The organism is Brevibacillus sp. TJ4, assembly GCF_044627595.2.
GTDB lineage: Bacteria > Bacillota > Bacilli > Brevibacillales > Brevibacillaceae > Brevibacillus.
Genome location: NZ_CP185865.1, coordinates 1,546,971 through 1,570,001 on the forward strand (window position 1 = coordinate 1,546,971; position 23,031 = coordinate 1,570,001).

The 23,031-nt window shown below is 56.9% G+C and carries 18 protein-coding genes and 1 pseudogene; 17 read left to right on the forward strand and 2 right to left on the reverse strand.

All coding sequences use genetic code 11. The features are described from left to right. Positions 1-189 precede the first annotated feature (189 nt). From ACAF76_RS07420 to recG, 6 genes are all read left to right on the forward strand, one after another. Positions 190-555: an Asp23/Gls24 family envelope stress response protein gene (locus tag ACAF76_RS07420; RefSeq protein ID WP_400163292.1), complete on the forward strand. Its 366-nt coding sequence runs from the start codon at positions 190-192 to the stop codon at positions 553-555. A gap of 12 nt (positions 556-567) precedes the next feature. Next, the gene (locus tag ACAF76_RS07425; protein ID WP_400163293.1) at positions 568-2,277 is read left to right on the forward strand and encodes a DAK2 domain-containing protein; all 1,710 of its coding nucleotides are present in this window, start codon (positions 568-570) and stop codon (positions 2,275-2,277) included. 20 nt (positions 2,278-2,297) lie between these two features. Beyond that, complete coding sequence (locus ACAF76_RS07430) at positions 2,298-3,152, forward strand: DegV family protein (RefSeq protein WP_400163294.1); 855 nt, start codon at positions 2,298-2,300, stop codon at positions 3,150-3,152. 158 nt (positions 3,153-3,310) lie between these two features. Then, complete coding sequence (gene sdaAB, locus ACAF76_RS07435) at positions 3,311-3,979, forward strand: L-serine ammonia-lyase, iron-sulfur-dependent subunit beta (RefSeq protein ID WP_400163295.1); 669 nt, start codon at positions 3,311-3,313, stop codon at positions 3,977-3,979. Between the two features lie 42 nt (positions 3,980-4,021). Further along, the gene (gene sdaAA / locus ACAF76_RS07440) at positions 4,022-4,909 is read left to right on the forward strand and encodes an L-serine ammonia-lyase, iron-sulfur-dependent, subunit alpha (RefSeq protein WP_400163296.1); all 888 of its coding nucleotides are present in this window, start codon (positions 4,022-4,024) and stop codon (positions 4,907-4,909) included. Next, a complete protein-coding gene (gene recG / locus ACAF76_RS07445; protein WP_400163297.1) occupies positions 4,906-6,960 on the forward strand; it encodes an ATP-dependent DNA helicase RecG in 2,055 nt (684 codons plus the stop codon). The genes sdaAA and recG overlap by 4 nt, the downstream gene beginning before the upstream one ends. 20 nt (positions 6,961-6,980) lie before the next feature. On the opposite strand, the gene ACAF76_RS07450 is transcribed toward recG, so the two are convergent. Both ACAF76_RS07450 and ACAF76_RS07455 read right to left on the reverse strand, forming a co-directional pair. Then, positions 6,981-8,144: a mannitol-1-phosphate 5-dehydrogenase gene (locus ACAF76_RS07450; protein WP_400163298.1), complete on the reverse strand. Its 1,164-nt coding sequence runs from the start codon at positions 8,142-8,144 to the stop codon at positions 6,981-6,983. Further along, positions 8,144-10,081, reverse strand: a complete 1,938-nt coding sequence (locus tag ACAF76_RS07455) for a PTS mannitol transporter subunit IICBA (RefSeq protein WP_400163299.1) — start codon at positions 10,079-10,081, stop codon at positions 8,144-8,146. Before ACAF76_RS07455 ends, ACAF76_RS07450 begins: the two co-directional genes overlap by 1 nt. A 218-nt stretch (positions 10,082-10,299) precedes the next feature. On the opposite strand from ACAF76_RS07455, the gene ACAF76_RS07460 reads away from it, so the two are divergent. The 11 genes and pseudogenes from ACAF76_RS07460 to ACAF76_RS07510 all read left to right on the forward strand — a co-directional run bounded on the left by ACAF76_RS07460 (position 10,300) and on the right by ACAF76_RS07510 (position 23,016). Then, entirely contained in the window at positions 10,300-11,805 is a 1,506-nt protein-coding gene (locus ACAF76_RS07460) for a hypothetical protein (protein ID WP_400163300.1), read from the forward strand. A 221-nt stretch (positions 11,806-12,026) separates the two neighbouring features. Continuing rightward, a complete protein-coding gene (locus tag ACAF76_RS07465; RefSeq protein WP_400163301.1) occupies positions 12,027-13,274 on the forward strand; it encodes a DNA polymerase IV in 1,248 nt (415 codons plus the stop codon). Next, complete coding sequence (locus ACAF76_RS07470) at positions 13,271-13,675, forward strand: hypothetical protein (protein WP_400163302.1); 405 nt, start codon at positions 13,271-13,273, stop codon at positions 13,673-13,675. Before ACAF76_RS07465 ends, ACAF76_RS07470 begins: the two co-directional genes overlap by 4 nt. 159 nt (positions 13,676-13,834) lie before the next feature. Then, positions 13,835-14,842: pseudogene (locus ACAF76_RS07475) on the forward strand (LacI family DNA-binding transcriptional regulator); the annotation flags it as partial. 373 nt (positions 14,843-15,215) lie between these two features. Next, positions 15,216-16,214 carry a Gfo/Idh/MocA family protein gene (locus tag ACAF76_RS07480; protein WP_400163303.1) on the forward strand — a complete coding sequence of 333 codons (999 nt, stop codon included), beginning with the start codon at positions 15,216-15,218 and terminating at the stop codon, positions 16,212-16,214. A gap of 42 nt (positions 16,215-16,256) precedes the next feature. Continuing rightward, on the forward strand, positions 16,257-17,450 hold the full coding sequence (locus ACAF76_RS07485; RefSeq protein ID WP_400163304.1) for a Gfo/Idh/MocA family protein: 1,194 nt from the start codon (positions 16,257-16,259) through the stop codon (positions 17,448-17,450). Then, positions 17,447-18,463 (forward strand): Gfo/Idh/MocA family oxidoreductase, encoded by a 1,017-nt coding sequence (locus ACAF76_RS07490; protein WP_400163305.1) that lies wholly within the window; start codon positions 17,447-17,449, stop codon positions 18,461-18,463. The genes ACAF76_RS07485 and ACAF76_RS07490 overlap by 4 nt, the downstream gene beginning before the upstream one ends. An 84-nt stretch (positions 18,464-18,547) precedes the next feature. Next, positions 18,548-19,516, forward strand: coding sequence for a sugar ABC transporter substrate-binding protein (locus ACAF76_RS07495; RefSeq protein ID WP_400163306.1), 969 nt, complete (start codon positions 18,548-18,550; stop codon positions 19,514-19,516). A gap of 101 nt (positions 19,517-19,617) precedes the next feature. Next, positions 19,618-21,138 (forward strand): sugar ABC transporter ATP-binding protein, encoded by a 1,521-nt coding sequence (locus ACAF76_RS07500; protein ID WP_400163307.1) that lies wholly within the window; start codon positions 19,618-19,620, stop codon positions 21,136-21,138. A gap of 15 nt (positions 21,139-21,153) precedes the next feature. Then, complete coding sequence (locus ACAF76_RS07505; protein ID WP_400163308.1) at positions 21,154-22,158, forward strand: ABC transporter permease; 1,005 nt, start codon at positions 21,154-21,156, stop codon at positions 22,156-22,158. A 21-nt stretch (positions 22,159-22,179) separates the two neighbouring features. After that, complete coding sequence (locus tag ACAF76_RS07510; protein WP_400163309.1) at positions 22,180-23,016, forward strand: sugar phosphate isomerase/epimerase family protein; 837 nt, start codon at positions 22,180-22,182, stop codon at positions 23,014-23,016. Positions 23,017-23,031: the final 15 nt, after the last annotated feature.

Consider the following 23,031-nt stretch of genomic DNA (forward strand, 5'->3'; position numbering starts at 1 on the left):
CTTGCTTATAGTAGCATAGGATGACTGTCAATTGCAATACTTGACATATGGAAAAGCCTTGCTCTTTATGATCGTGTGACAGTCGACAAAAACCCTTCATTTCTCGTATCGGTTAGTGTAGAATTGGGGGAAGCATGGTTTTCGAGTATCGAAAACGGCCAAGCCGTTGAACAAAGGAGGAGTTCTTGCATGGCAGTAGAATTAAGCACACCTCTTGGTAAAATTGACGTTACAGAAGAAGTAATTGCGCGAGTTGCAGGAGGCGCGGCCATGGAAGTGTTTGGCCTGGTCGGAATGGCTTCCCGAAAAGCGTTGAAAGACGGGATTGCTGAACTTCTCAAACGCGACAACCTCAGCAAAGGGGTCGTCGTGCACAATCAGAATGGCGAAGTTCATTTGGACATGCATATCATCGTCAGCTATGGCGTGAAAATTTCTGAGGTCGCCGGTAATGTCCAGCGTCGGGTCCGGTATACCCTGGAGCAAACGGTGGGGATTGATGTCACTGCTGTGAACATTTTCGTACAGGGAGTCCGTACAGACAGAGATACGTAAGGAGGAACATAAGTGGTACATACACGTCTGGATGGCGTGCTGTTTAGCAGGATGGTTTACTTGGGCGCAAGTCTTCTGTCCCGAAACGTCAAAGTAGTAGATGGATTAAACGTATTCCCCGTACCGGATGGCGATACGGGGACGAATATGAATTTGACGCTCACATCCGGTGTGGAAGAGCTGATGCGCAGAGAATCTCCCAGCATCGCTGATGCGGCTGCCGCCCTGGGCAAGGGATTGCTCATGGGCGCACGGGGGAATTCGGGCGTTATCTTGTCACAACTGTTCCGTGGCTTTGGCAAGTCTGTCAGCGGCAAAGAGGAAGTGAACACGCGGCAGTTTGCCGATGCGCTGAAAGCGGGGGTCGATTCTGCCTATCAGGCGGTGATGAAGCCGGTCGAGGGGACGATCCTGACCGTGGCGCGTGAGGCGGCAGAGATGGCTGTCCGTGCTTCCCGCTCGTCGGACGATCTCGTATTCGTCATGGAAAAAACGTATGAGCAGGCACAGGAGACGCTGCTGCGAACGCCTGAGATGTTGCCCGTCCTCAAGGAAGTCGGCGTGGTCGACTCGGGCGGTCAAGGTCTTCTCTACATCTACGAAGGCTTTTTGCGCGCCCTGCAAGGCGAGACAGTAGATGAAGCCGTGCGAGAAGGGGACAAGCAGGCCGCACAAGTAGACCTGGAGCGGCTGGTGCAGGAGCAGCACAATGCACAAATACATATGAAGACAGAAGACATTCGCTACGGATACTGCACGGAGTTTATGGTCTGGCTCAGCAATAGCACGGAGCCGAACAAAAAGCCGTTTTCCGAAGTGTTGTTCCGCAATCACCTGGACACGATGGGGGACTCTCTCCTGGTGATATCCGATGACGATGTCGTCAAAGTACATATCCATGCTGAACACCCGGGCAGCGTCATGCAGTACGCCCAGCAGTTCGGCAGCCTGCACCGCATCAAGATCGAAAACATGCGCGAGCAGCACGCCAACATCCTGAAGGCGGAAGAAGCAAAAGAGCAGCCACAGCCGCAGGAGCCTGCAGACAGGCAAGAATTGGCAGCGCTTCCTTACGGCTTGATCGCCGTAGCCGCCGGGGATGGCATTGCCGAAATTTTCCGCAGCATGGGTGTCGACGTGGTGATCGAGGGCGGCCAGACGATGAATCCGAGTACGGAGGATTTTCTGAAGGCAATCGCTGAGCTTCATGCAGAGCATGTCATCATCCTCCCGAACAACAGCAACATCATTATGGCGGCCCAGCAGGCGGCCGAGCTTTCCGAAGTGCCTGTCAGCGTGATTTCCAGCAAAAGTATTCCGCAGGGGATGGCGGCACTGGTCGCTTTCCGCGCAGATGTCGAGCCGCAAGCGAACGAATCGGTCATGGGCAGAGCGATTGCACAGGTGAAGACGGGACTGGTCACCCATGCCGTGCGCGATACGCGTATGGGCGATGTGGAGATCAAAGAAGGAGACTACATCGGAATTGCCGAAAAGGAAATTGTCACATCTGGATCAGACCTTCTCGCGTCTGCGACCACGCTGCTGATGCATCTGGTCGACGAGGATACGGAAATCGTCACCTTTTACCTCGGCGAGGGAGCGACAGAGGAACAGGCTGAGGCGCTGGAGCAGGCCGTGACGGACGCATTCCCGGATGTGGAAGTGGAGATCCAAAACGGCGGTCAACCGCTGTACCCGTTCATCTTCTCCGTTGAGTAAAGGAAGAGGAGGCACTGTACATGCCAATCGTAATTTTGACCGACAGCGCATCGGATGTAGAACCTTCTGTGCGGGAGTCATTGGGGATTGAAAGTGTTCCCCTGAAAGTGATGTTTGGGGAAGAGACGTTCCTGGACGGCGTCACGATCGATTCCACCCGTTTTTTTGAAAAGCTCAAGCAGGCAGATCAGTTGCCGACGACATCGCAGCCATCGCCGCTGGAGTTTGTGGATGCGTACAAAAAGATCGTGGACAAGCACGGCAAAGACGTACAAATCATCGCGATCATGCTCTCGGGAGTGCTGTCCGGCACGTATCAGTCGGCCGTGATCGCCAAGTCGATGCTGGAAGACGATGTGGATATTACGGTCATTGACTCGCGCAAAGCATCGTTTGTGTACGGGATGATTTGCGTGGAAGCAGCCAAAGCCGCCCAGGAAGGAAAGTCCAAGCAGCAGATTTTGGACATGATTGACCACTTTCTGGATGAAGTCCAGGTGTACTTTATCGTCGATACGCTCGAATTCTTGCAAAAAGGCGGACGGATCGGACGCGCTTCGGCCGTGATCGGCTCTCTGTTGAACATCAAGCCGATTTTGACGCTCGATCCCGCCGGCTATGTAGCGGCCTTCGACAAGGTGCGAGGTACGAAAAAAGCGATTGCCCGCATCACCGAAGCGTTCCATGAGTACGCCCAAGGCTCCCCTGTCAAGCTGGCTCTGCTGCACAGCAGCGTCCCGGATCAGGCGGCTGAGCTGCTGGAGCGGTACAAGCAGGAGTTCCAGGTGAAGGAAGCCTTTTTGCAGGAAATCGGTCCTGTCATCGGTACGCATGTGGGACCCGGACTGATCGGTGTCGTGATGATAAAAGCGTAGACGTTCTACCAGCACCAAGACAAGCCTCCCTCTGGCTAGCAGGGAGGCTTTTGCTGTGAGAATGCAGCGCTTGCAGGTTTTCCCTGTGTAGCGCTTTATGCGGACGTGGGATACAATAAAAGCAGAACGCGGTAGTGTTTGCAGGAGGAGAAGCCCGATTGAAATACAAAAGCGTATTTGACATTATCGGACCGGTCATGGTCGGCCCTTCCAGTTCCCATACGGCAGGAGCGGCGAGGATCGGAAGAGTGGCCCGCAAGCTGTTCGGACGGCAGCCGAAGCGTGCGGAAGTGACGTTTTACGGATCGTTCGCCAAGACATACCAGGGGCATGGGTCCGATGTGGCGATAGTCGCCGGAATTCTCGATTTTGACACGTTTGACACGCGCTTGAAAGACTCGCTTGCGATCGCCAAGGCGAGCGGGATGGAGGTTGTGCTGAATACATCCGAGACGCTGACGGAGCATCCGAATACAGCACGGGTAAAGCTGTCGGACGGGCAGCAGCAAATCGAAGTGGTAGGCGTCTCGATCGGTGGCGGAAAAATCGAGATATTGGAGATAGATGGGTTTACGTGCCAGTTGGGATTTGACAACCCGACGCTGTTGGTGCTGCACGAAGACCGCTTTGGCATGATCGCTGCCGTAGCCAAAGTGCTGACGCGTGAGAAAATAAACGTCGGGCTGATGGAGGTCTCCCGCCTCGACCGTGGTTCACGGGCCTTGATGGCAGTGGAGACAGACACCGTGATCCCCGCCCCGGTGGCCGAAGAAATTGGCAGGATTCCCCACGTTTTTGATGTCTCCTTGCTCTCGTTGGAGACGTAGCATGTACGAGCGGAAAACACGCGGATGGAGGAATGGAAACGCATGTTTCGCAATGTAGCAGAACTGGTAGAGTTGGCGGAATCGCAAGGAAAGAAAATCTCCCAGGTGATGATCGAGGCAGAGATGGACGTATCCCAGCGCAGCCGGGACGAAATCATGCAGCAGATGTACAGCAACCTGGAAGTGATGGAAAAAGCCGTGCAGCGCGGCTTGACAGAAGATATTCGCTCGCATAGCGGGCTGACGGGCGGCGACGCGAAGAAGCTGCAGGAATATATGAAAACAAAGCCGTTCCTCTCCGGGCCGACGCTGTTGAACGCGGTCTCGATGTCGGTTGCGGTCAATGAAGTAAATGCCGCGATGGGTACGATCGTCGCGACGCCTACAGCGGGGGCGTGCGGGATCGTCCCGGGAACGCTGTTTGCCGTGTCGGAAAAGCTCCAACCGACACGCGAGGAAATGGTCCATTACTTGTTTACCGCAGGGGCGATCGGCTACTGCATCGCCAACAACGCGTTTATTTCCGGTGCTGCTGGCGGCTGCCAGGCGGAGGTCGGTTCGGCGACAGCGATGGCGGCCGCTGCTATCGTGGAAATGGCCGGAGGTACGCCGGAGCAGTCGGCGCAAGCGGTAGCAATCGCACTGAAAAACATGCTTGGTCTGGTATGCGACCCCGTGGCCGGACTGGTAGAGGTGCCCTGTGTCAAACGCAATGCGATGGGAGCTGCCATCGCGACGGTCGCTGCCGACATGGCGCTGGCCGGGATCAAAAGCACGATTCCGACTGACGAAGTAATTGAGGCGATGTATCGGATCGGCTGCGCAATGCCTACGACGCTGAAGGAAACAGCGCAGGGCGGATTGGCGGCGACCCAGACAGGGCGACAAATTGAGGCCAAAATTTTCGGAGTGCGGCTGGATCGTACATGACGGAATTGCATCAAGCGCCCGTCTCCCTCTTGCACGGGGTAGGGGAAGAGCGGGCCAAGGCATTGGCGGGAATGGGCATCGAAAGCATCGCTGACCTGCTCGAGTATTTTCCTTCCCGCTATGAAGATTACCGGGTACGCGACCTGACAGAAGTAAAGGACGGGGAACGGGTGACGCTTGCCGGCACGGTGTACGGCGAGCCTTCCGTCCGTTTTTACGGAAAGGGAAAGTCGCGCATTTCCGTCAAGCTGGTTATGGATCGCGTCGTCGTCACTGCTGTCTGGTTCAACCAGAGCTTTGTGAAAAACAGGCTCGCACCAGGCAAGGAAGTGCTGTTGACCGGAAAATGGGACAAGCACAAGCTGCAAATTACGGTCAGCGAGATGACCGAGGCTGATTCGGAACGAGCGGCCAAACGCGGCGAGTTGGCCCCGGTCTATCCGCTGCGCGGCGATGTGACACACGCGATACTGCGTAAGCTGATCATGCAGGCGCTGCGGCAGTATGGCAAAGAAATTGCCGAGATTTTGCCTGCCGACATCGTCGAACGCTACAGATTGATGCCCCGCGCTCAAGCGATCGAAGCGATTCATTTTCCGGCCGATGCGGAAAATGGGCGACAGGCGCGGCGGCGCATCATGTTTGAGGAGCTTTTTTTATTTCAACTGAAAATCCAGACACTGCGCCGCATCAATCGGCAGCAGACGGAAGGAACCGCGCTCAACATTCCGATGGAGGAAGTGCGTCAGTTCGTCAGCAGCCTGCCGTTTCCGCTGACAGAAGCGCAAAAGCGGGTGGTCAAGGAGATTCTCGACGATATGCGGGCGCCCCATTCGATGAACCGCTTGCTGCAGGGCGATGTCGGCTCGGGGAAAACGGTAGTCGCGGCGATCGCGTTGCTGGCTGCGGTAAAAGCAGGCTATCAGGGAGCGCTGATGGTGCCGACGGAGATTTTGGCGGAGCAGCATCTGCAATCTTTGACTTCACTGCTGTCGCCCCATGGCGTGCAGGTGGCGCTGTTGTCCGGTTCGCTTACGGCTAAGCGGCGGCGCGAAGTAATCGGCGCGCTGCAAATGGGGCTTGTCGATGTCGTCGTCGGTACGCACGCGCTGATTCAGGAGGATGTATTCTTCTCCCGGCTCGGTCTGGTGATCACTGACGAGCAGCATCGCTTCGGCGTAGAGCAGCGGCGCATCTTGCGCAACAAAGGGCTGACTCCCGACGTGCTGTTTATGACGGCCACGCCGATTCCGCGCACGCTGGCGATCACCGCATTTGGCGACATGGACGTCTCCACGATCGACCAGATGCCGGCCGGGCGCAAGCCGATCGAGACGACTTGGAAGAAGCACGAGCAGTTTCCCGCCGTCCTCGAGCAGATGCGGGCAGAGCTGCGAAGGGGCAGACAGGCATACGTCATCTGTCCGCTGATCGAAGAGTCGGAAAAGCTGGACGTGCAAAATGCGATCGATGTGCATGCCCAGCTCACCCAGGTGTTTCCCGAGTTTGGCGTCGGGCTGATGCATGGCCGTCTGCCAGCCAAGGAAAAGGATGCTGTCATGCAGGCTTTTTTGGCGGGCGAATACGCGGTGCTCGTCTCGACAACTGTGGTGGAGGTAGGGGTAAACGTGCCCAACGCCACCTACATGGTCATATACGACGCCGAGCGTTTTGGGCTGGCGCAACTGCATCAGCTCCGCGGGCGTGTAGGGCGCGGCTCGGAGCAGTCCTTCTGCGTGCTGATCGCCGACCCCAAATCGGAGATCGGCAAGGAGCGGATGCGCGTCATGTGCGAGACGACAGATGGTTTTGAACTGTCGCAGCGCGATTTGGAGCTGCGCGGTCCGGGCGACTTTTTCGGCACCAAGCAGAGCGGGCTGCCCGAGTTCAAGGTGGCCGATTTGATGAGCGACTACAAGGCGTTGGAGGTTGCCCGACAGGAGACGGCCCGACTGGTGGCAGAGCGTTCGTTCTGGCAGGAGGAGCGTTTCCACTGGCTGCGCCAATACTTGCGGCGTGAAGGCGTGCTGGATGGCACGGTCTTTGATTGATGAGGGAAAAAAGAGGGCTTCTAGGAAAGCCCTCTTTTTTTCGCCGCCAAGTGCTCGTACTGCCCGGCAACCAGTCCGTGCAGGGGGTGATCCGGCTCGATTTTCGTATAACGGGTGATCGCTTGCGCCAAACCGTCCTGCCGGATCGTCTGCTGCAGCTCCATCGCCTCCGCATCCCCCGGGTCATCGAACAAGAAAGCAGCCGCGATCGCAACAGGAAGATGGGCAGGAGTCACACCGTACTGGAATAATCCGGTCGCAGGCGCGATGAGCCGATCGTGGGGAGAGAGCTTGCGGATCGGGGAGCGTCCAACGCGCACGACATCATCCGAGATGTACGGATTTTCAAAGCGGTGCAGAATCTTGGCGATATACTGTTCGTGCGCTTGTTTGTCAAAGCTGTGTTTGGCGTGCAAAAGCTGCCCGGTTTCGTGGAGGACGTGTGTGGTCGTGTCGACGATAAACGCGTCCTGGATCGCCTCGCTGATTGTTTTGTATCCGAGAAGATAGCCCAGGTAGGCGATCGTGGCGTGGCCGGTATTGACTGTAAACAGCTTGCGCTCAATATACGGCGCCAGATCGTCGACAAACGTCACTCCTTTGATCGCAGGTGTCGGCCCGACTACCTGTGACTGATTCACGACCCATTCGTAAAACGGTTCGACGGAGACGGCCAGGCGGTCTTCGTTATGCTGCAGCGGAACGATGCGATCCACCGCAGCGTCGGGAAAGGCGATGAGCCGTTCAGCCCGCTCTCTGTCTTGTTCTGTCAGATGCCCGTATACGTGCTGCTTTAATTGCGTGCTGCCGCCGATGGCATTCTCGCAGGCGATGATAGCAAGAGGTGGTCCGGACGCTGCCAGGCGCTGCATGATACCTTTTGCGATCGCCGGGGCAATGTGCGGGAGGATGTTGACACCCACTGCGGTCGTCACGACGTCGGCTTTGGCGATTTCTGCGGCGATCTCCTCCACGCGGTTGCCATTGATTGCTCGCACTCCTTCCACGCGAAACGTCTCTTTCTGTTCGGAGGCAAGAGTGATCGTGTAGCCTCGTTTCTGATTGATCTCATCGACGATCTCCTGATTGACGTCGACAAAGCAGACCTCGTATCCCGATTGATGGAGCAGTTGTCCGATAAACCCTCTTCCGATATTTCCCGCACCGAAATGAATTGCCAGCATTAGCCCACTTCCCCTTCAAACAGTCGGATGATTTCTTCCTTGCTCGCAGTCTGGACGATTTTGTTGACATTTTCCGGGTCCGCGCAGACGATCGCGATCTTGGACAAAATCTCCAAATGCTCATTGCCGACTGCGGCAATCCCGATGACGAGGCGCGCGACATTTCCGTTTCCGAAATCGACGCCCTGCGGTACTTGAACGATCGAGATTCCCGTGGAGCGAACGAGCGCTTTTGCTCTGTCCGTCCCGTGCGGTATGGCTACGCCATTGTCCATGTAGGTACTGGTCAACTCTTCGCGTTCGAGCATCGCCGGGATGTAGTCTTCCCAGACGTGTCCGGCGTCCACGAGCAATTGTCCGGCGCGGCGGATCGCTTCGGCTTTATTCTCGACGCGTGCGGCCAATTCGATCTTGTCTGCGGAAAGAATTCCGCTCCCGCCTGTCTGGCTATCTGCGGTGTTTTTACTGTCGTCCTGTTCGGCAGGCTCTTGCCGAGCGCCGGACAATTGCGCCACCAGCTCATCGTAGCGCGGGCTGTTGAGAAAATTATCGACCGAGATATGCTGTGCGTCCGGTTTTTTTGCCTTGGCCCGGTCGGTCAGCGTTTTTTGCGTGATGACAATATCTGCCTTGTCCGGGATGTCGTTAATCGCTTTGTTGACGACTTCAATGCCGATCCCGGCTTCCTTGAATTTTTTGCGCAGGATCGAAGCGCCCATCGCGCTCGAACCCATGCCCGCGTCGCAGGCAAAGACGACGAGATCGACATTTCGATCGCGCAAGTCCGGGATCATTTCGTTGTAGCGGTCGTGAACGGTCTGGGTGATGCGCTCGTTGATCGAATCGGCTTTTTTTCCTTTGAGCGCCTGTACCTTTTCTGTCGCTCCTTCCAAATCCTCATCCGTAATCGATTGCTTGCTCGTTTTGAGAATGACGGAGGCGACCAGAAAGGATACGATGGCAGACAGCAGGACACCTGTGAGTACGGGCAGCGATCCGCCTTTTGGAGCCATCGCCAAAAGGGCAATGATGCTGCCGGGGGACGGGACGGCCACGAGTCCGGCTCCGAGCAGTTGAAAGGCAAACGTGCCGCTGACCCCGCCAGCGATTACAGCGAGGATGATCTTTGGATTCATCAGGACGTAAGGGAAGTAAATTTCGTGAATCCCGCCCAGAAAGTGAATGATGATGGCTCCCGGGGCAGACTGTTTCGCGTTTCCTCTGGCGAAAAGCGAGTACGCCAGCAACACGCCCGCTCCCGGACCGGGATTGGGCTCGAGCAGGAAGAAAATCGACTGTCCCAGCTCGGCTGCCTGCTGCAAGCCGATCGGGCTTAAAATTCCATGGTTGATGGCATTGTTCAAAAACAGGATTTTGCCCGGCTCAATGATCAGGTTGGCCAAAGGCAAGAGCCCGACATCGACAATCGCCTGCACGCCCGAGGCCAGCGCGTTGCTCAGCCATTGCACGACTGGACCGATGATCGTATAGCTGAGCAATGCCAAAATCGCCGCAATGATCCCGGCAGAGAAGTTGTTGACGAGCATTTCGAATCCCGATTTGATTTTGCCCTCAATCGCCTGGTCGAATTTTTTGATCAGCCAGCCGCCCAGAGGTCCCATCAGCATGGCGCCGATAAACATCGTGATCTCGCTGCCGACGATCACGCCCATGGTCGCCACAGCACCTACCACGCCGCCGCGGATGTCGTGGATCATTTTGCCGCCGGTGTAGCCGATCAACAGGGGCAAGAGGTAGGTAATCATCGGCCCGACCAGTTCCGCCAATCGTTCATTGGGTATCCACCCGGTAGGAATAAACAATGCAGTAATAAGTCCCCAGGCAATAAAGGCACCGATATTGGGCATGACCATCCCGCTCAGGAATCGGCCGAATCGCTGCACCCGTACGCGTACGTCTTCTTTCCCGTTCTCCATGGCGACCTCCTCGTCAAAACGTACAGATATGGATCATACAGTTGCATGTAGTATTTCGAACCATTTTTGGTTTCATTCACACAGGGCTGGAAAGCACCCGAGCGGTACGCAGCGGTTTTCTTGATCAGGAGCGCCTTTTTTCACCTACCGCTGTAACATTGCCGAGGGGATGACGTCTGTATAAAGAGGTGTAAGCTGGAAAAAAAGGGGATGACAGCATGCGCTTGTCGCGGTTTGCGTTATTCGGACTTGTAAGTTGCTTGTTTTTTGTATTGATGGGATGCAGTGCGACAGAATCACCCCAGGCGTCCGGCAGCAATGAACCGGGTCCAGCCACGTCGGACCAGGTGCCGCCGGTGACGGAACTCCCCTATGACTACGCTGCCATGGAGCATGACGTGGTCATTCGACTGGTGGAGGAGCCGCGCCTGCAGTCGCCGATTCGCACGGTAGTCGGGCCGGAGCCACAGGCGTACACGCTGTTTTTCCGCGAAGCGATGGATCGGCAGAGCGTGGAGAAGGTGATCCGCGAACATGCCCGGGGAGCAGTCGGGGAGATGAACTTCGTCGAGCCGGTGTGGGGGTTTCACTGGGTACACGACCAGCAGCTTCATCTGCAGGCAGAGCTGCCCCGGCCATTTACAAAGGAAGACAGTTGGCTGGAGTACCGCATTGACGTAACCGGGGCAAAAACGGCGAAGGGAAGGTCGCTTGGTGAGGAAACGCCGGATTTTTGGGCTGTTGCAATCATGCCTCAGCAGGTGTGGAAAATGTCTGTCGATGGGGCTGAGCGTGAAAAGGTGACAGACTTCTCCGTCTATTACAACATGAATGTGATTGGCCCGGATTCGCGCTACCTGCTGCTCAGCCGCTTCACCGACTACTGCGAGTGCGACGCGCTGTATCCGAAGCTGTATTCGCTCTACGACCTTCAGGAAGGCAGCCTGACCGACTACCCGGTAGAACTGCTCCAGGTGTACACCGGGGAAGGCGACTTCATGGCGGATCGCCGCGGCTTTTTTTACAACTGGCCGGCAGATGGAGGGGAGCCTCCGCAAAGCGAGTGGGTCTCGCGGGTACAGATCGAAGCCCATGTCTACGGAGCGAGTTTCAGCCGTGACCACCGCCATTTGCTGATGGCTGTCGGCAAACCGGAGCAGAAGCAGGATCTGGATTTCCTTCTTTACGATCTGGAAGCGGGCAAGGTCGTCCAGCATCTGAGCGGTGCCGTGAAGGGAGTAGTCCCGATCGACGAGTTGCACAATACGCCTGTGCCGATCCGCTTTGCTGACGACGGGCTGCAGGCTACATTCCGGATGCTGAAAACGGAAGGGGATTGGGCGGAGTTGCGCTGGCGCTACGATTGGAAGACGGGAGCGGTGACGAGCTGGAACCCGCCTGTGCCAGAGGATGCCTGGTCTGACTATGTGCAGTCGGATGACGGGATGTACCAGTTGTTCTTCGGTGGCGGTTTGTATCAGGGATCGCAGTTGGTCATGGAATGGTCCGGAAACGATGGCATCTGGTTGCCCGACAGCCATCTGTTGGCGCTTACGCGTTGGGAGTCGGATGATTGGAGCACACATGCGCTTGCCTTGTACGACGTAGATCGCCGTGAAGAGCGTGTGCTGGCTACGGGCTTGCCGTTCGGTCTGCGTCTGCTCAACGTCACTGACGATGGCAAGTGGCTGTATGTTCGCACGGAGCAGGAGCTGGCGGGATAGGCTGATCGGCTGCTGTGTGCTATGCCAAAAAGGAATCGCAAGCAAACAAAGTCTGGTCGGGTGCGAAAGCCGCGTCTGTCCAGGCTTTTTTCTTTTCGTTTTACCGCCTGGACCTGGCACCTGTCTGGATGGAAAAAAATACAATGTATAATAGGAACATTTGTTTGCTATACTACGGATAAGAAAAGAGAACAGACGTTCTGTTTGGGGGATGGTCCAGGATGGCCAGCGAAAACAACAAGCGGATAGTTTTTCTGATTGACATGCAAAGTTTTTACGCCAGCATCGAGAAAGCTGCCAACCCGCACTTGCGGGAGAAGCCGATCGTCGTCGCCGGAGATCCCGAGAGGCGCAGCGGCGTCATTCTGGCCGCCTGTCCGATCGCCAAAACGTACGGCATCGTCACGGCAGAAGCGCTGTGGCAGGCCCAGCAAAAGTGCCGCCATCTCGTCGTCGTGCGTCCGCGCATGGAAACCTACCTGCGCACTTCGTTGCAGATTACGGGAATTTTTCATTCGTTTACCGACAAGGTGGAACCGTACTCCGTCGACGAGCAGTTCCTGGATGTGACAGGCAGCATCCACCTGTTTGGCGGCGACGTGTACCAGATGGCCGCGCAAATTCGCCAGCGCGTCTGGATGGAAACCGGGGTCAACTGCCGTGTCGGCATCGGAGAGAACAAGGTTCTGGCGAAAATGGCGTGCGACAACTTCGCCAAGAAGCAGGAGGGCGGAGTTTTTTGGCTCAAGCGGGAGGAGCTGGCGGAGACGCTGTGGAAGCTGCCGATTGAAAAGCTGTTCGGGGTGGGGTCGCGGATGAAGCGGCATTTTCACCGCATGGGCGTATACCAGATCGGGCAGTTGGCGGCGCTGTCCCCGGCGGTGATGAGCAAGCGCTGGGGCGTGAACGGGGAAGTGCTGTGGCGAACGGCACACGGACTGGACGATTCCCCGGTGTCGCCGCATGCCCATGATACGCAGAAAGGAATCGGCCACCACATGACACTGCCGCGCGATTACCATACGGCGGCGGAGATCAAGGTGGTGCTGCTGGAGTTGTGCGAGGAAGTGTGCCGCCGGGCGCGGAGCAAGCAACTGATGGGCTCGGTCGTCACTGTCGGCTGTCGCGGCGCTGATTTTGGCGCTCCGGTCGGCTTTGGACGCCAGTTGAAGCTGGCCGAGCAGACCAATGACGGGATGGAGCTGTATGAAGCGGCCTGCCGCCTGTTTGAGCAGCACTGGCAGGGCACACCAGTCCGCAGCGTCGGGGTAAGTCTGGAGCAGCTCGTCCCCGACAATGTGCTGCAGCTCAATCTGTTCACGGATCAGCCGAAGCGGCGCTCGTTGGCCCAGGCGATGGATGCGATTCGCGCCAAATACGGCCATGACGCGATTCTGCGGGCTGCCTCCGTGCTTGGCGCGGGGCAGGCCAAGGAGCGCGCCCGCAAGATCGGAGGCCACTACAAGTGAGCAAACCGGAGCTGCCGATTGAGCAACAAGAGTGTCTGCGTGAACAGGAACTGGTACGCCGGTATATCTTGTTTGGCATTTTGTTTCGCGTCGCCATGGTCGATCTGGAACGGGTGTGCAGCGTGCCGCTGAAGCTCTCGCTTTCCTACGACTGCTTCTTTCAGGAGCTGTCGCGCTGGGCGGAGCGGCAGCACCACCAGATTCGCCGCCTTTTGCGCCAACAGGGCTGCTACGTGGTCAGCGCACGACGGCAGGAGCATCTGTACGTCGTGCAGTACCGGCAGCGCGGCTACTTGCGCGAGGCGGCCTATTCGATTGAAATCCTGCGGGCGGAGTGCCAGGAGCTAATCCGCCTGTGGGTCGTCCGGGCAGGACAGCGGGCGGGAGAGCAGGCGACCTGAGCGAAATCTTCGCGAAAAAGCGGTGATTTGCGCATAACAATGATTGCGAAAAGAAAAAGGAGCCTGTAAACTGGAGGAAGCGAAGAGCAAGCGCTTTCTCTTTTCTTTGCGCTCCCGTCGCCTTCTGGTTGTGTACCAAGTTCGGACGAGAGGAGAGGAGAAATGAAGACGACGATTTATGATGTGGCAGAGAAAGCGGGGGTATCGATATCGACCGTATCCAGAGTGATCAACAACAAGGGCCGGATCAGCAAGAAGACGAAGCAAAAAGTAATGGACGTCATCGCATCACTCGGGTACCAGCCCAGCGTGTTGGCCTCTGCCTTGACAGGAAAGAGGACGCGCACGATCGGCCTGATCATTCCCGATGTGGCCAACCCGTTTTTTGCCGAGGTTGCCAGACGGGTAGAGGACCGCGGCCGGGAGTTGGGCTTCAACCTGTTGATGTGCAATACAGACAACAACCCCGAGACAGAAGAAATGTACCTGTCTTTGCTCAAGCAAAAGAGCGTGGACGGCATTATCATCGGAACGACCACGCGCAACCACAGCGTCTTGAAGGAGCTGTTGCAGGAGCAGATGCCGGTTGCCCTGATCGCCCAGGACATCCCTGAACTGATGATCGACGTCGTGTCTGTCGACGACTATTTGGGCGGGTATCAGGCGGCTTCCCATCTGGTCGAGCTCGGCCATCGGCACATTGCCGTTATGATGGGCAACCTCAACCGGACGAGCGATCGCTACCGCTTCCAGGCGTTTCGGCAAGTGCTCGAGGATAACGGGATCGCACTGGACGAGCGCTTCGTGCTCCAGACGGATTACTCGCTGGAAGGCGGCAAGCGGGCAGCGCTGGAATTGCTGGCGTCCGCGCACAAGCCGACAGCTATATTCGCCTGTTTTGACTTCCTCGCCATCGGCATCTACCAGGCGGCCAAGGAGCTGGGGCTGCGCATCCCGGAAGACCTGTCCGTGGTCGGATTCGACAACACGATCCTCGCCTCCATTACCGACCCGCCATTGACGACGGTGGCGCAGCCGATCGACGAGATGGGACGGCAGGTCATGGACTTGCTGCTGCGTGAAATCGAAGGGGAGAAAAAGACCAAGCAGCGGGTCATACTGCCGCCGGAGCTGATCATCCGGCAGTCGACAAAAGCAAGGGAATAGCAACTGTCTCGCAAGTCGAGGGATGGAAAGCGGTCTGACTTCAGGGCGAAAACCCGGAGATGGAGGATCGCTTTTTTGGCGTGGCTGTGCGAAAGCGCTTTTTATAATCAGAAAATTTGTTGTTTTTCAAAAAAGTCATTGCCAGACAGAAGTGGAGGAGGTAAAATGAAGGCAAATTAGAGCAAGCGCTTGCGCAAATAGCAGAACGGCATGTCTCGTCACTACGACATCCATGAAATCGCAGTATTTTTCACTCAATCCATCTGTATCGATCGGAGAGACAGGAAAAAATAGTGCGATTTTTTCTGTAAAGAATGTAAGCGCTTTCTATGATGCACAGCACCATCTTGTGAAAAGTGGAGGGGAAAATACGATGGCGCAAGTGAAAGTAGGCATTTTGGGAGCAGGCGGGATCGCCAAGGTACATACAGGCATCCTGCGCAGGGACGACCGCGTCCAGATCGTTGGTGTGGCGGACATTTCCGCAGACAGGGCGCACGCTTTGGCCGGGGAAGCGGGCGGAGCCAGGCCGGTCGGCAGTCTGGAGGAGCTGTTTGATCTCGGCGTCGATGCCGTGTACGTGACGACGCCCAATACGCTGCATGTGGAGCCTGTGCTCGCCTGCTTGCAGCGCAACATTCACGTCTTTTCGGAAAAGCCGATGTCGACCTCGCTGGAGGGAGCCAGACAAATTCGCGATGCGGCGAAGGTGTCAAAAGCGATCTACAACCTCGGCATGAACCGCCGCTATGCCTCCGTCTACAAGCGGCTCAAGGAGCTGATCGCTTCATCCGAGCTGACTCCTTACCTGGCTCATATCAAAATGAACCGGGGCGAGCTCTTGCAGCCGGAGTGGACGGCAAATCCGCAGGTGACGGGAGGCTTTCTGTACGAGACGCCATTCCACCTGATCGACCTGTGCCGCTACCTGTTCGGCGAAGTGGAGTCAGTATATTGTCAGGGCCGGCAAAATCTCTCCGCAGCAGAGTTGGACACATTTGCCTTCGTGCTCAGCTTCACCTCGGGGACGATTGCCAACTTCGTCACCTATGCCCACGCCGGCTGGAGCTTCCCGTTTGAAAGCGTAGAAGTCTACGGAAAATACGCGACGGCAGCGACGCAGGAGCTGGAAAAGGTGATGTACGCCCCCGGCTTGAAGCAAGCGGCCCAACTGCACGACTTCTTCCAGGTCCCGATCGAGGAGAAGTGGGGCTACGTCGAGGAAGACCGCCTGTTTATCGACGCCATCCTCTACGGCTCGAAGCCGCCTGTCAGCGCGGAGGACGGCTATCGCTCGATCCAATTGCTTGAAGCCGTATATGAAAGCGCTCGCACCGGGGAAAAGATCGAGCTGTTCAAATATGCCGAGTGACAGCAAAAACGCGAGCGACCGGGAAGGAAGAGGTGAAAAAACATGGGCACAAACAAGATACGTGTAGGCATGGTCGGATACAAGTTCATGGGCAAGGCACACAGTCACGCCTTTCGGGATATTCCCTTCTTCTTCGCGGGAGAGGCGGTGCCCGTTATGCAGGCAATCTGCGGGCGGGACGAACAAGGCGTGCGCGAGGCTGCGGGGAAAATGGGCTGGGCCACGTGGGAGACGGACTGGCGGCGCATGCTGGAACGCGACGACATCGACCTGATCGACATCGTCACGCCCAACCATACCCATGCCGAGATTGCCATCGCAGCCGCCCGGGCGGGAAAGCACGTCATTTGTGAAAAGCCGCTGGCGCTGACGGTAGAGCAGGCCAAACAGATGGTCGAGGCAGTAAACGAGGCAGGCGTCGTCCATATGATCTGCCACAACTACCGGTTTGCCCCCGCCGTGCAATACGCCAAAAAGCTGATTGACGAAGGACGGCTCGGAAAGATTTATCACATCCGCGCCACCTTTTTGCAGGACTGGCTGATGGACCCGCATTTTCCCCTGACGTGGCGGCTGCGCAAGGAAGTGTCCGGCTCCGGCACGCTGGGAGACATCGGAGCACACATTATCGACCTGGCCCGTTTCCTCGTCGGCGAGTTTGACGAGGTGGTCGGGATGATGGAGACCTTTGTCCGCCATCGACCGCTCGGGGAGATGGATATTCAGTTGAAGGGACGCCCAAAGAGCGGCGAATGGGGGGAAGTCACTGTCGACGATGCCTCGGCCTTTTTGGCCCGCTTTGCCAACGGAGCGATGGGCACGTTCGAGGCAACCCGCTACAGCCGCGGCAACCGTGCGGGCAACCGCTTCGAGATCAACGGAGAAAAAGGCTCGATCCGCTGGGACATGGAAAATCTCAACAACCTGCAGGTGTATTTGCAAGACGACGAGCCCGGACTGCAAGGCTTCCGCACGATCAATTGCACCGAAGCGGAGCATCCGTACGGCTCGGTCTACTGGCCTGCCGGTCACATCATCGGCTACGAGCACACCTTTATCCACTTGCTGCACGAGCTGATGGAAGGCATCGCCAAAGGCGTCAGTCCTGCCCCCAACTTCGAGGACGGGCTGCGCAACCAGATCGTGCTCGATGCGGTCGAGAAGTCGGTCGAACGGAAAGCATGGGTAAAAATATCTGAATATACAGTCGATTGTGAGCAGGGGGTTGCCAGATGACGATTCGATGTGCAGTTCTTGGACTCGGAAGATTAGGCTCACACCACGCCAAAAACCTGGCTACGCATCAGGTGACAGGCGCCAGTCTGGTGAGCGTGGTCGATCCGTTGAAAGAGCGGGCGGAACAGGTCGCCCGGGAGTTTGGCCTGAAAAAGTGGAGCGTGCATCCCGATGACGTGTTTGCCGATCCGGACATCGATGCCGTCATCATCGTCACGCCGACCAGCACACACGCGGAGATGATCCAAAAGGCCGCCGCGTCCAAAAAGCCGATGTTCGTGGAAAAGCCGGTCACCCAGAGCATCGAGGAAGCCGATCAGATCATTCGCGTCGTCCGGGAAAGCCAGGTGATCTGCCAGGTCGGATTCATGCGCCGCTTCGATCCCGCATACGCCGAAGCGAAGCGCAGGATCGATGCCGGCGATATTGGCAAGCCGCTCTATTTCAAAGGGATCACGCGCGATGCCGGCTCACCTCCGGCAGAGTTCATCCGGCACAGCGGGCGCATGTTTCTCGATGTATCCATCCACGACTACGATATTGCCCGCTATTTGATGGGGGCGGAAATCAGCGCAGTCGCAGCGCACGGCAAAGTCCTGCGTCATCCGTTTATGACCGAGCTGCGAGACGTCGACCAGGCCATCACTTATGTCGAGTTCGACTCCGGAGCAGCCGGTGACATCGAAGCCAGCCGCAACTCCCCGTATGGACACGACATACGCACAGAAATTATCGGTACGGAAGGATCGCTGTTTATCGGTACGCTGCGCAACCACCAGGTGACGCTGTTGAACGCGAAAGGGAGCCAGTACGAGATCATCCCCGATTTTCAGGCTCGCTTTGCCGATGCCTACCGGCTGGAGCTGGTCCACTTCATCGAGTGTGTGAAAAACGGGCAAACCCCCAGCGTGACAGAGATCGACGGCAAGATCAATCTGCAGATTGCGATTGCCGCGACGGCGTCCTTTGACAGCGGCAACACAGTGGCCGTAGAGGGGGCGATAGCGAGATAGCGTACCGTCTGGTGCACATAGAGAAGCATGGCAGCAGGTCGAGGCAATGAGATAAGGATGATCCGAAAAGGAGGGTTTTTTCTCATGGGCAAAATGAACAGATTGTGGATGGCAATGGTGGTTCTCGCCACGCTCTGGGTCGCCGGGTGCGGGGCGCAGCAGACAGGACAGACAGGTACGGCAGGGACGTCGGACAAAATCGTGATCGGTGCCGCACTGCCTGACTTTGACGACAAGTGGCTGAGCTATTTGCAGGATGGCATGAGGCAGTACGAGCAGTCCCAGGATGGCGTGGAAGTGATTTATGTCGATGCGATGAATGACGCCAGCAAGCAGCTTTCCCAGGTAGAGAACTTCATCCAGCAAAAGGTGAACGCGATCATCATGGTTCCTGTCGACACGACCTCGGCTCCGAACATGGTCGACAAAGCCAATCAGGCAGGTATTCCGATTGTCGTCGTCAACAGGCAGTACGACGGAGTGGAAGCCGCGACCGCTTACGTTGGCTCTGAATCGATCACCGCAGGGGTAATGGAGATGGAGGAAGTGGCGAAGCTGCTCGACCACAAAGGAAACATCGCCATCATCAACGGTCAGATGGGACAGGAAGCGCAGATCAAACGAACCGAGGGCAACAAGCAGGTCATCGCCCAGCATCCCGACTTGAAGGTCGTCCTCGAGGGGACGGGCGAATGGGATCGGGCCAAAGGCATGACCTTGATGGAAAACTGGATACAGTCCGGGCAGCACATCGACGCAGTCGTCTCCAACAACGACGAAATGGCGATCGGCGCGATCATGGCGCTGGAAGCTGCGGGCAAGCTCAATGATGTGATCGTGGCCGGCGTCGATGCCACGCCGGATGCCCTTGAGTACGTCAAGGCAGGAAAGCTCAAGGTGACGGTCTTTCAAAATGCTACCGGACAAGGACAAGGCGGTCTGGAGGTAGCGATCAAGGCGGCAAAAGGGGAAGCGGTCGAGAAGTTCACCTGGATTCCCTACGAGCTGGTGACGGAAGACAACGTCGACGAGTACGTACAAAAATGGCAGTAACACGTGCACGCTAGCTTATGGCTGGAAGGGCAACCCCGGCGAGCTGGCGGGGATGCCCTTTTGGAAGCCCAGCGACTTTTGTTGTGAAAGCGGGGATCGGCATGCAAACACCATATGTGCTGGAAATGGAACAGATCACAAAGGAATTTCCGGGGGTAAAAGCACTGGACAATGTCCAGCTCAAGGTCAAAAAAGGGACCGTACACGCGCTGATGGGGGAAAACGGGGCAGGAAAGTCGACGCTGATGAAGATTTTGATCGGCATCTACACGCCGGATCGCGGCAGTATTCGCTTCGACGGGGAGGAACTGCGGCTCTCCAGCGTCAAACAGGCACTCGACAAAGGAATCTCGATGATCCACCAGGAGCTCAGCCCGATTCCCTACATGACCGTGGCGGAGAACATCTTTTTGGGACGGGAGCCCAGCTACGGATTTACAGGATGGGTGAAGGCCAAGCAGTTGGAAGACGACACGAAAAGGCTGTTCGATCGTCTGCAGATCGAGATCGATCCGGGTGCCCGAATGGCAGACTTGAGCATCGCCAACACGCAAATGGTCGAGATCGCCAAGGCGATTTCCTTTCAATCCAAACTGATCATCATGGACGAACCGACTTCAGCGATCACGGACAAGGAAGTCAACCACCTGTTCTCGATCATCCACCAATTGAAGAAAGAGGGCGTCTCGATCATCTACATCACGCACAAGATGGATGAGCTGGCGCGCATTACCGACGAGCTGACCGTCCTGCGCGATGGCAAGTACGTCGGCACGCGGCCAAGCGCCCAAACGACCAAGGAACAATTGATCGAAATGATGGTGGGCAGGGAACTGAACCAGGTATTTGTCAAAAAGCAGGCGCACATCGGCAAGGTCGTGCTGTCCGTGAACAACCTGACGAAAAAAGGCGTGTTTGAAAACGTCAGCTTCTCGGTGCGCAGCGGCGAAATTGTCGGCTTCGCAGGGCTGATGGGCTCCGGACGGACGGAAGTGATGGAGAGCGTGTTCGGGATCAAGCCCCCCGATTCAGGCGAGATCGTCGTACAGGGGAAAAAGCAGGTGATCCGCTCGCCGCGCGATGCGATTCGCAGCGGCATGGGCCTTTTGACAGAGGATCGCAAGCGAACCGGGCTGTTCCTGCCCTTGTCTGTCGAAGACAACATGATCACCGTCAACATCGATCAGTACACCAGGGGAGGCTTTCTCGACCGCAAGCAACTGCAGGCCGATTGTGAAAAGCAGAGCCAGCAGCTGGCGATCAAGACGCCCAGCCTGCAGCAGACGATGCGCTTTTTGAGCGGAGGCAACCAGCAAAAAGCGCTGATTGCCAGGTGGATGCTCGGCGACCCCGGCATCCTGATCCTCGATGAGCCGACGCGGGGGATTGACGTAGGAGCCAAAGCCGAGATTTACAACCTGATTTTCCGCCTCGCCGAGCAGGGCAAAGGCATCGTCGTCATTTCCTCCGAACTGCCGGAAATTTTGGGGCTGAGCGATCGGGTCATCGTCATGCACAACGGCCGTATCGCGGGGGAGCTGGACAGGGAAGGGGCGACGCAGGAAAAAATCATGCAACTGGCGACGGGAGTGTTGGACGCCAACGAAATCAAGACAGGGTAGGAAGGTGAAGTAGCGATGAGGAGTGAAGTGACGGTCGCGGAAAAACAGGGACAGCAGACAGCGCCCGAACGAAGCCGATGGAAGGAGACAGCCTACCGCATCCTGAGCCGATACGGCATGCTGTTGATCTTGCTCGCGCTCATTCTGGTCATGTCGATCCTGTCGCCCACGTTCTTTACCTCGGGCAATTTGCTCAATATTATCAGGCAGATGTCGGTCGTCGGCATCGTCGCCATCGGGGTGACGATGGTAATTATCACCTCGGGGATCGATCTGTCTTCGGGTTCAGTCATTGCGCTCGTCTCGGTGATCGTAGCCAGCTTTGCCCAGCCGGACAGCTTTCCGCTGATTGTCCCGATTCTGATCGGGCTGTGCGTGGGACTGATGACAGGCGTTATCAACGGGACGATTATTTCCAAGGGAAAAATCGCGCCGTTTATCGTCACGCTGGGGATGATGACCGCGGCCCGGGGGGCGGCGCTGCTGTTTAGCGGCGGGCGGCCGATCGGGAATTTGTCGGAACCATTCCGGTTTATTGGCCAGGGCACGGTTCTCGGCATCCCTGTACCGATCCTGATTTTTGCGCTGGTTGGGGTCGTGTCCTACCTGCTGCTGAACAAGACGAAATTCGGCAAGTATGTCTACGCGATCGGCGGGAATGAGCAGGCGGCGATCATCGCCGGGGTCAATGTGGAAAAGTACAAGATCATGGTCTACGGCTACGCCGGGCTTTTGTCTGCGATCGCCGGCATCATCCTGACCTCGCGGATCGCCTCGGGCCAGCCGACAGCAGGAAATATGTACGAGCTGGACGCGATCGCGGCGGCGGTCATCGGGGGCACGAGTCTGTCGGGTGGAATCGGGACGATCGGCGGAACGATCATCGGCGCACTGATCATTGGCGTGATGAACAACGGTCTCGACCTGCTCAATGTCTCGTCCTACTGGCAGCAAATTTTAAAGGGAGCGATTATCGTCACGGCGGTCTTTATCGATGCCCGGAAAAACAAAAAATCGTAAGGCAGAAGGAAGGTGCAGGCTATGAAAATCGCATTCAACCAGGCGACCACGTTGAAAAACTCGAATCTGGCCGACGATTTGCGCCTGTGTGAAAAGCACGGATACGACCTGATCGAAATTCGGCTCGACAAGCTGCGGGACTATTTGCAGACACACTCTGCAGCGGAGCTGGCCGCTTTTTTTCAGCAGAGCCGGCTGAAGCCTTACGCGTTCAATGCCTTGGAATTCATCACCTTTCGCGATCAGGACGGGTATCAGCAGATCAAGGATGACCTGCTGTTCCTCTGCCGGATCGGGGAAGCGATTGGCTGCAAGACGGTGATCGCCGTCCCTTCCTTTGACTGTGGCGACTACACGATCTCCGCGATCCGGGAAGAGACGGTCCGGGTACTGCGCGAACTGGCAGAGCTGGCTGGGCCGTACGGGGTGAGGATCGCCCTGGAATTTTGCGGCTATCCCGATTGCTCTGTCAATACGTTTGGCCAGGCGTATGCGATCGTGCAGGAGGCGAACCGGGAAGATGTCGGTCTCGTGCTCGACTGCTTTCATTTTCATGCGATGAATTCGCGGCTGGATGAGCTGAGGCAGGCAGACCCGGCGAAGATTTTCGTCCTTCACCTGGACGACTGCGAAGACCTGCCTGTCGGAGCACTGCGGGATCACCACCGGGTATGGCCGGGAGCGGGAGCGATTGCGCTGGATGACATCCTTGGCACCTTGCGGGAAATCGGCTACGCCGAGATGGCCTCTGTGGAGCTGTTCCGTCCGGCGTACTGGGAGTGGGAGGCAGAGCGGACGATTAAGACGGCAAAAGAGACGGCGGCAGCAGTGCTCGGCAGGCATTTTGCCATCCGATAACGATGTGGAAAGGCG

Excerpts from the sequence above, each read along its gene's own strand:
- ACAF76_RS07420 (WP_400163292.1), top strand. The coding sequence starts at position 190 with ATGGCAGTAGAATTAAGCACACCTCTTGGTAAAATTGACGTTACAGAA.
- ACAF76_RS07430 (WP_400163294.1), top strand. The coding sequence starts at position 2,298 with ATGCCAATCGTAATTTTGACCGACAGCGCATCGGATGTAGAACCTTCT.
- sdaAA (WP_400163296.1), top strand. The coding sequence starts at position 4,022 with ATGTTTCGCAATGTAGCAGAACTGGTAGAGTTGGCGGAATCGCAAGGA.
- recG (WP_400163297.1), top strand. The coding sequence starts at position 4,906 with ATGACGGAATTGCATCAAGCGCCCGTCTCCCTCTTGCACGGGGTAGGG.
- ACAF76_RS07450 (WP_400163298.1), bottom strand. The coding sequence starts at position 8,144 with ATGCTGGCAATTCATTTCGGTGCGGGAAATATCGGAAGAGGGTTTATC.
- ACAF76_RS07455 (WP_400163299.1), bottom strand. The coding sequence starts at position 10,081 with ATGGAGAACGGGAAAGAAGACGTACGCGTACGGGTGCAGCGATTCGGC.
- ACAF76_RS07460 (WP_400163300.1), top strand. The coding sequence starts at position 10,300 with ATGCGCTTGTCGCGGTTTGCGTTATTCGGACTTGTAAGTTGCTTGTTT.
- ACAF76_RS07465 (WP_400163301.1), top strand. The coding sequence starts at position 12,027 with ATGGCCAGCGAAAACAACAAGCGGATAGTTTTTCTGATTGACATGCAA.
- ACAF76_RS07480 (WP_400163303.1), top strand. The coding sequence starts at position 15,216 with ATGGCGCAAGTGAAAGTAGGCATTTTGGGAGCAGGCGGGATCGCCAAG.
- ACAF76_RS07485 (WP_400163304.1), top strand. The coding sequence starts at position 16,257 with ATGGGCACAAACAAGATACGTGTAGGCATGGTCGGATACAAGTTCATG.
- ACAF76_RS07490 (WP_400163305.1), top strand. The coding sequence starts at position 17,447 with ATGACGATTCGATGTGCAGTTCTTGGACTCGGAAGATTAGGCTCACAC.
- ACAF76_RS07495 (WP_400163306.1), top strand. The coding sequence starts at position 18,548 with ATGGGCAAAATGAACAGATTGTGGATGGCAATGGTGGTTCTCGCCACG.
- ACAF76_RS07500 (WP_400163307.1), top strand. The coding sequence starts at position 19,618 with ATGCAAACACCATATGTGCTGGAAATGGAACAGATCACAAAGGAATTT.
- ACAF76_RS07505 (WP_400163308.1), top strand. The coding sequence starts at position 21,154 with ATGAGGAGTGAAGTGACGGTCGCGGAAAAACAGGGACAGCAGACAGCG.
- ACAF76_RS07510 (WP_400163309.1), top strand. The coding sequence starts at position 22,180 with ATGAAAATCGCATTCAACCAGGCGACCACGTTGAAAAACTCGAATCTG.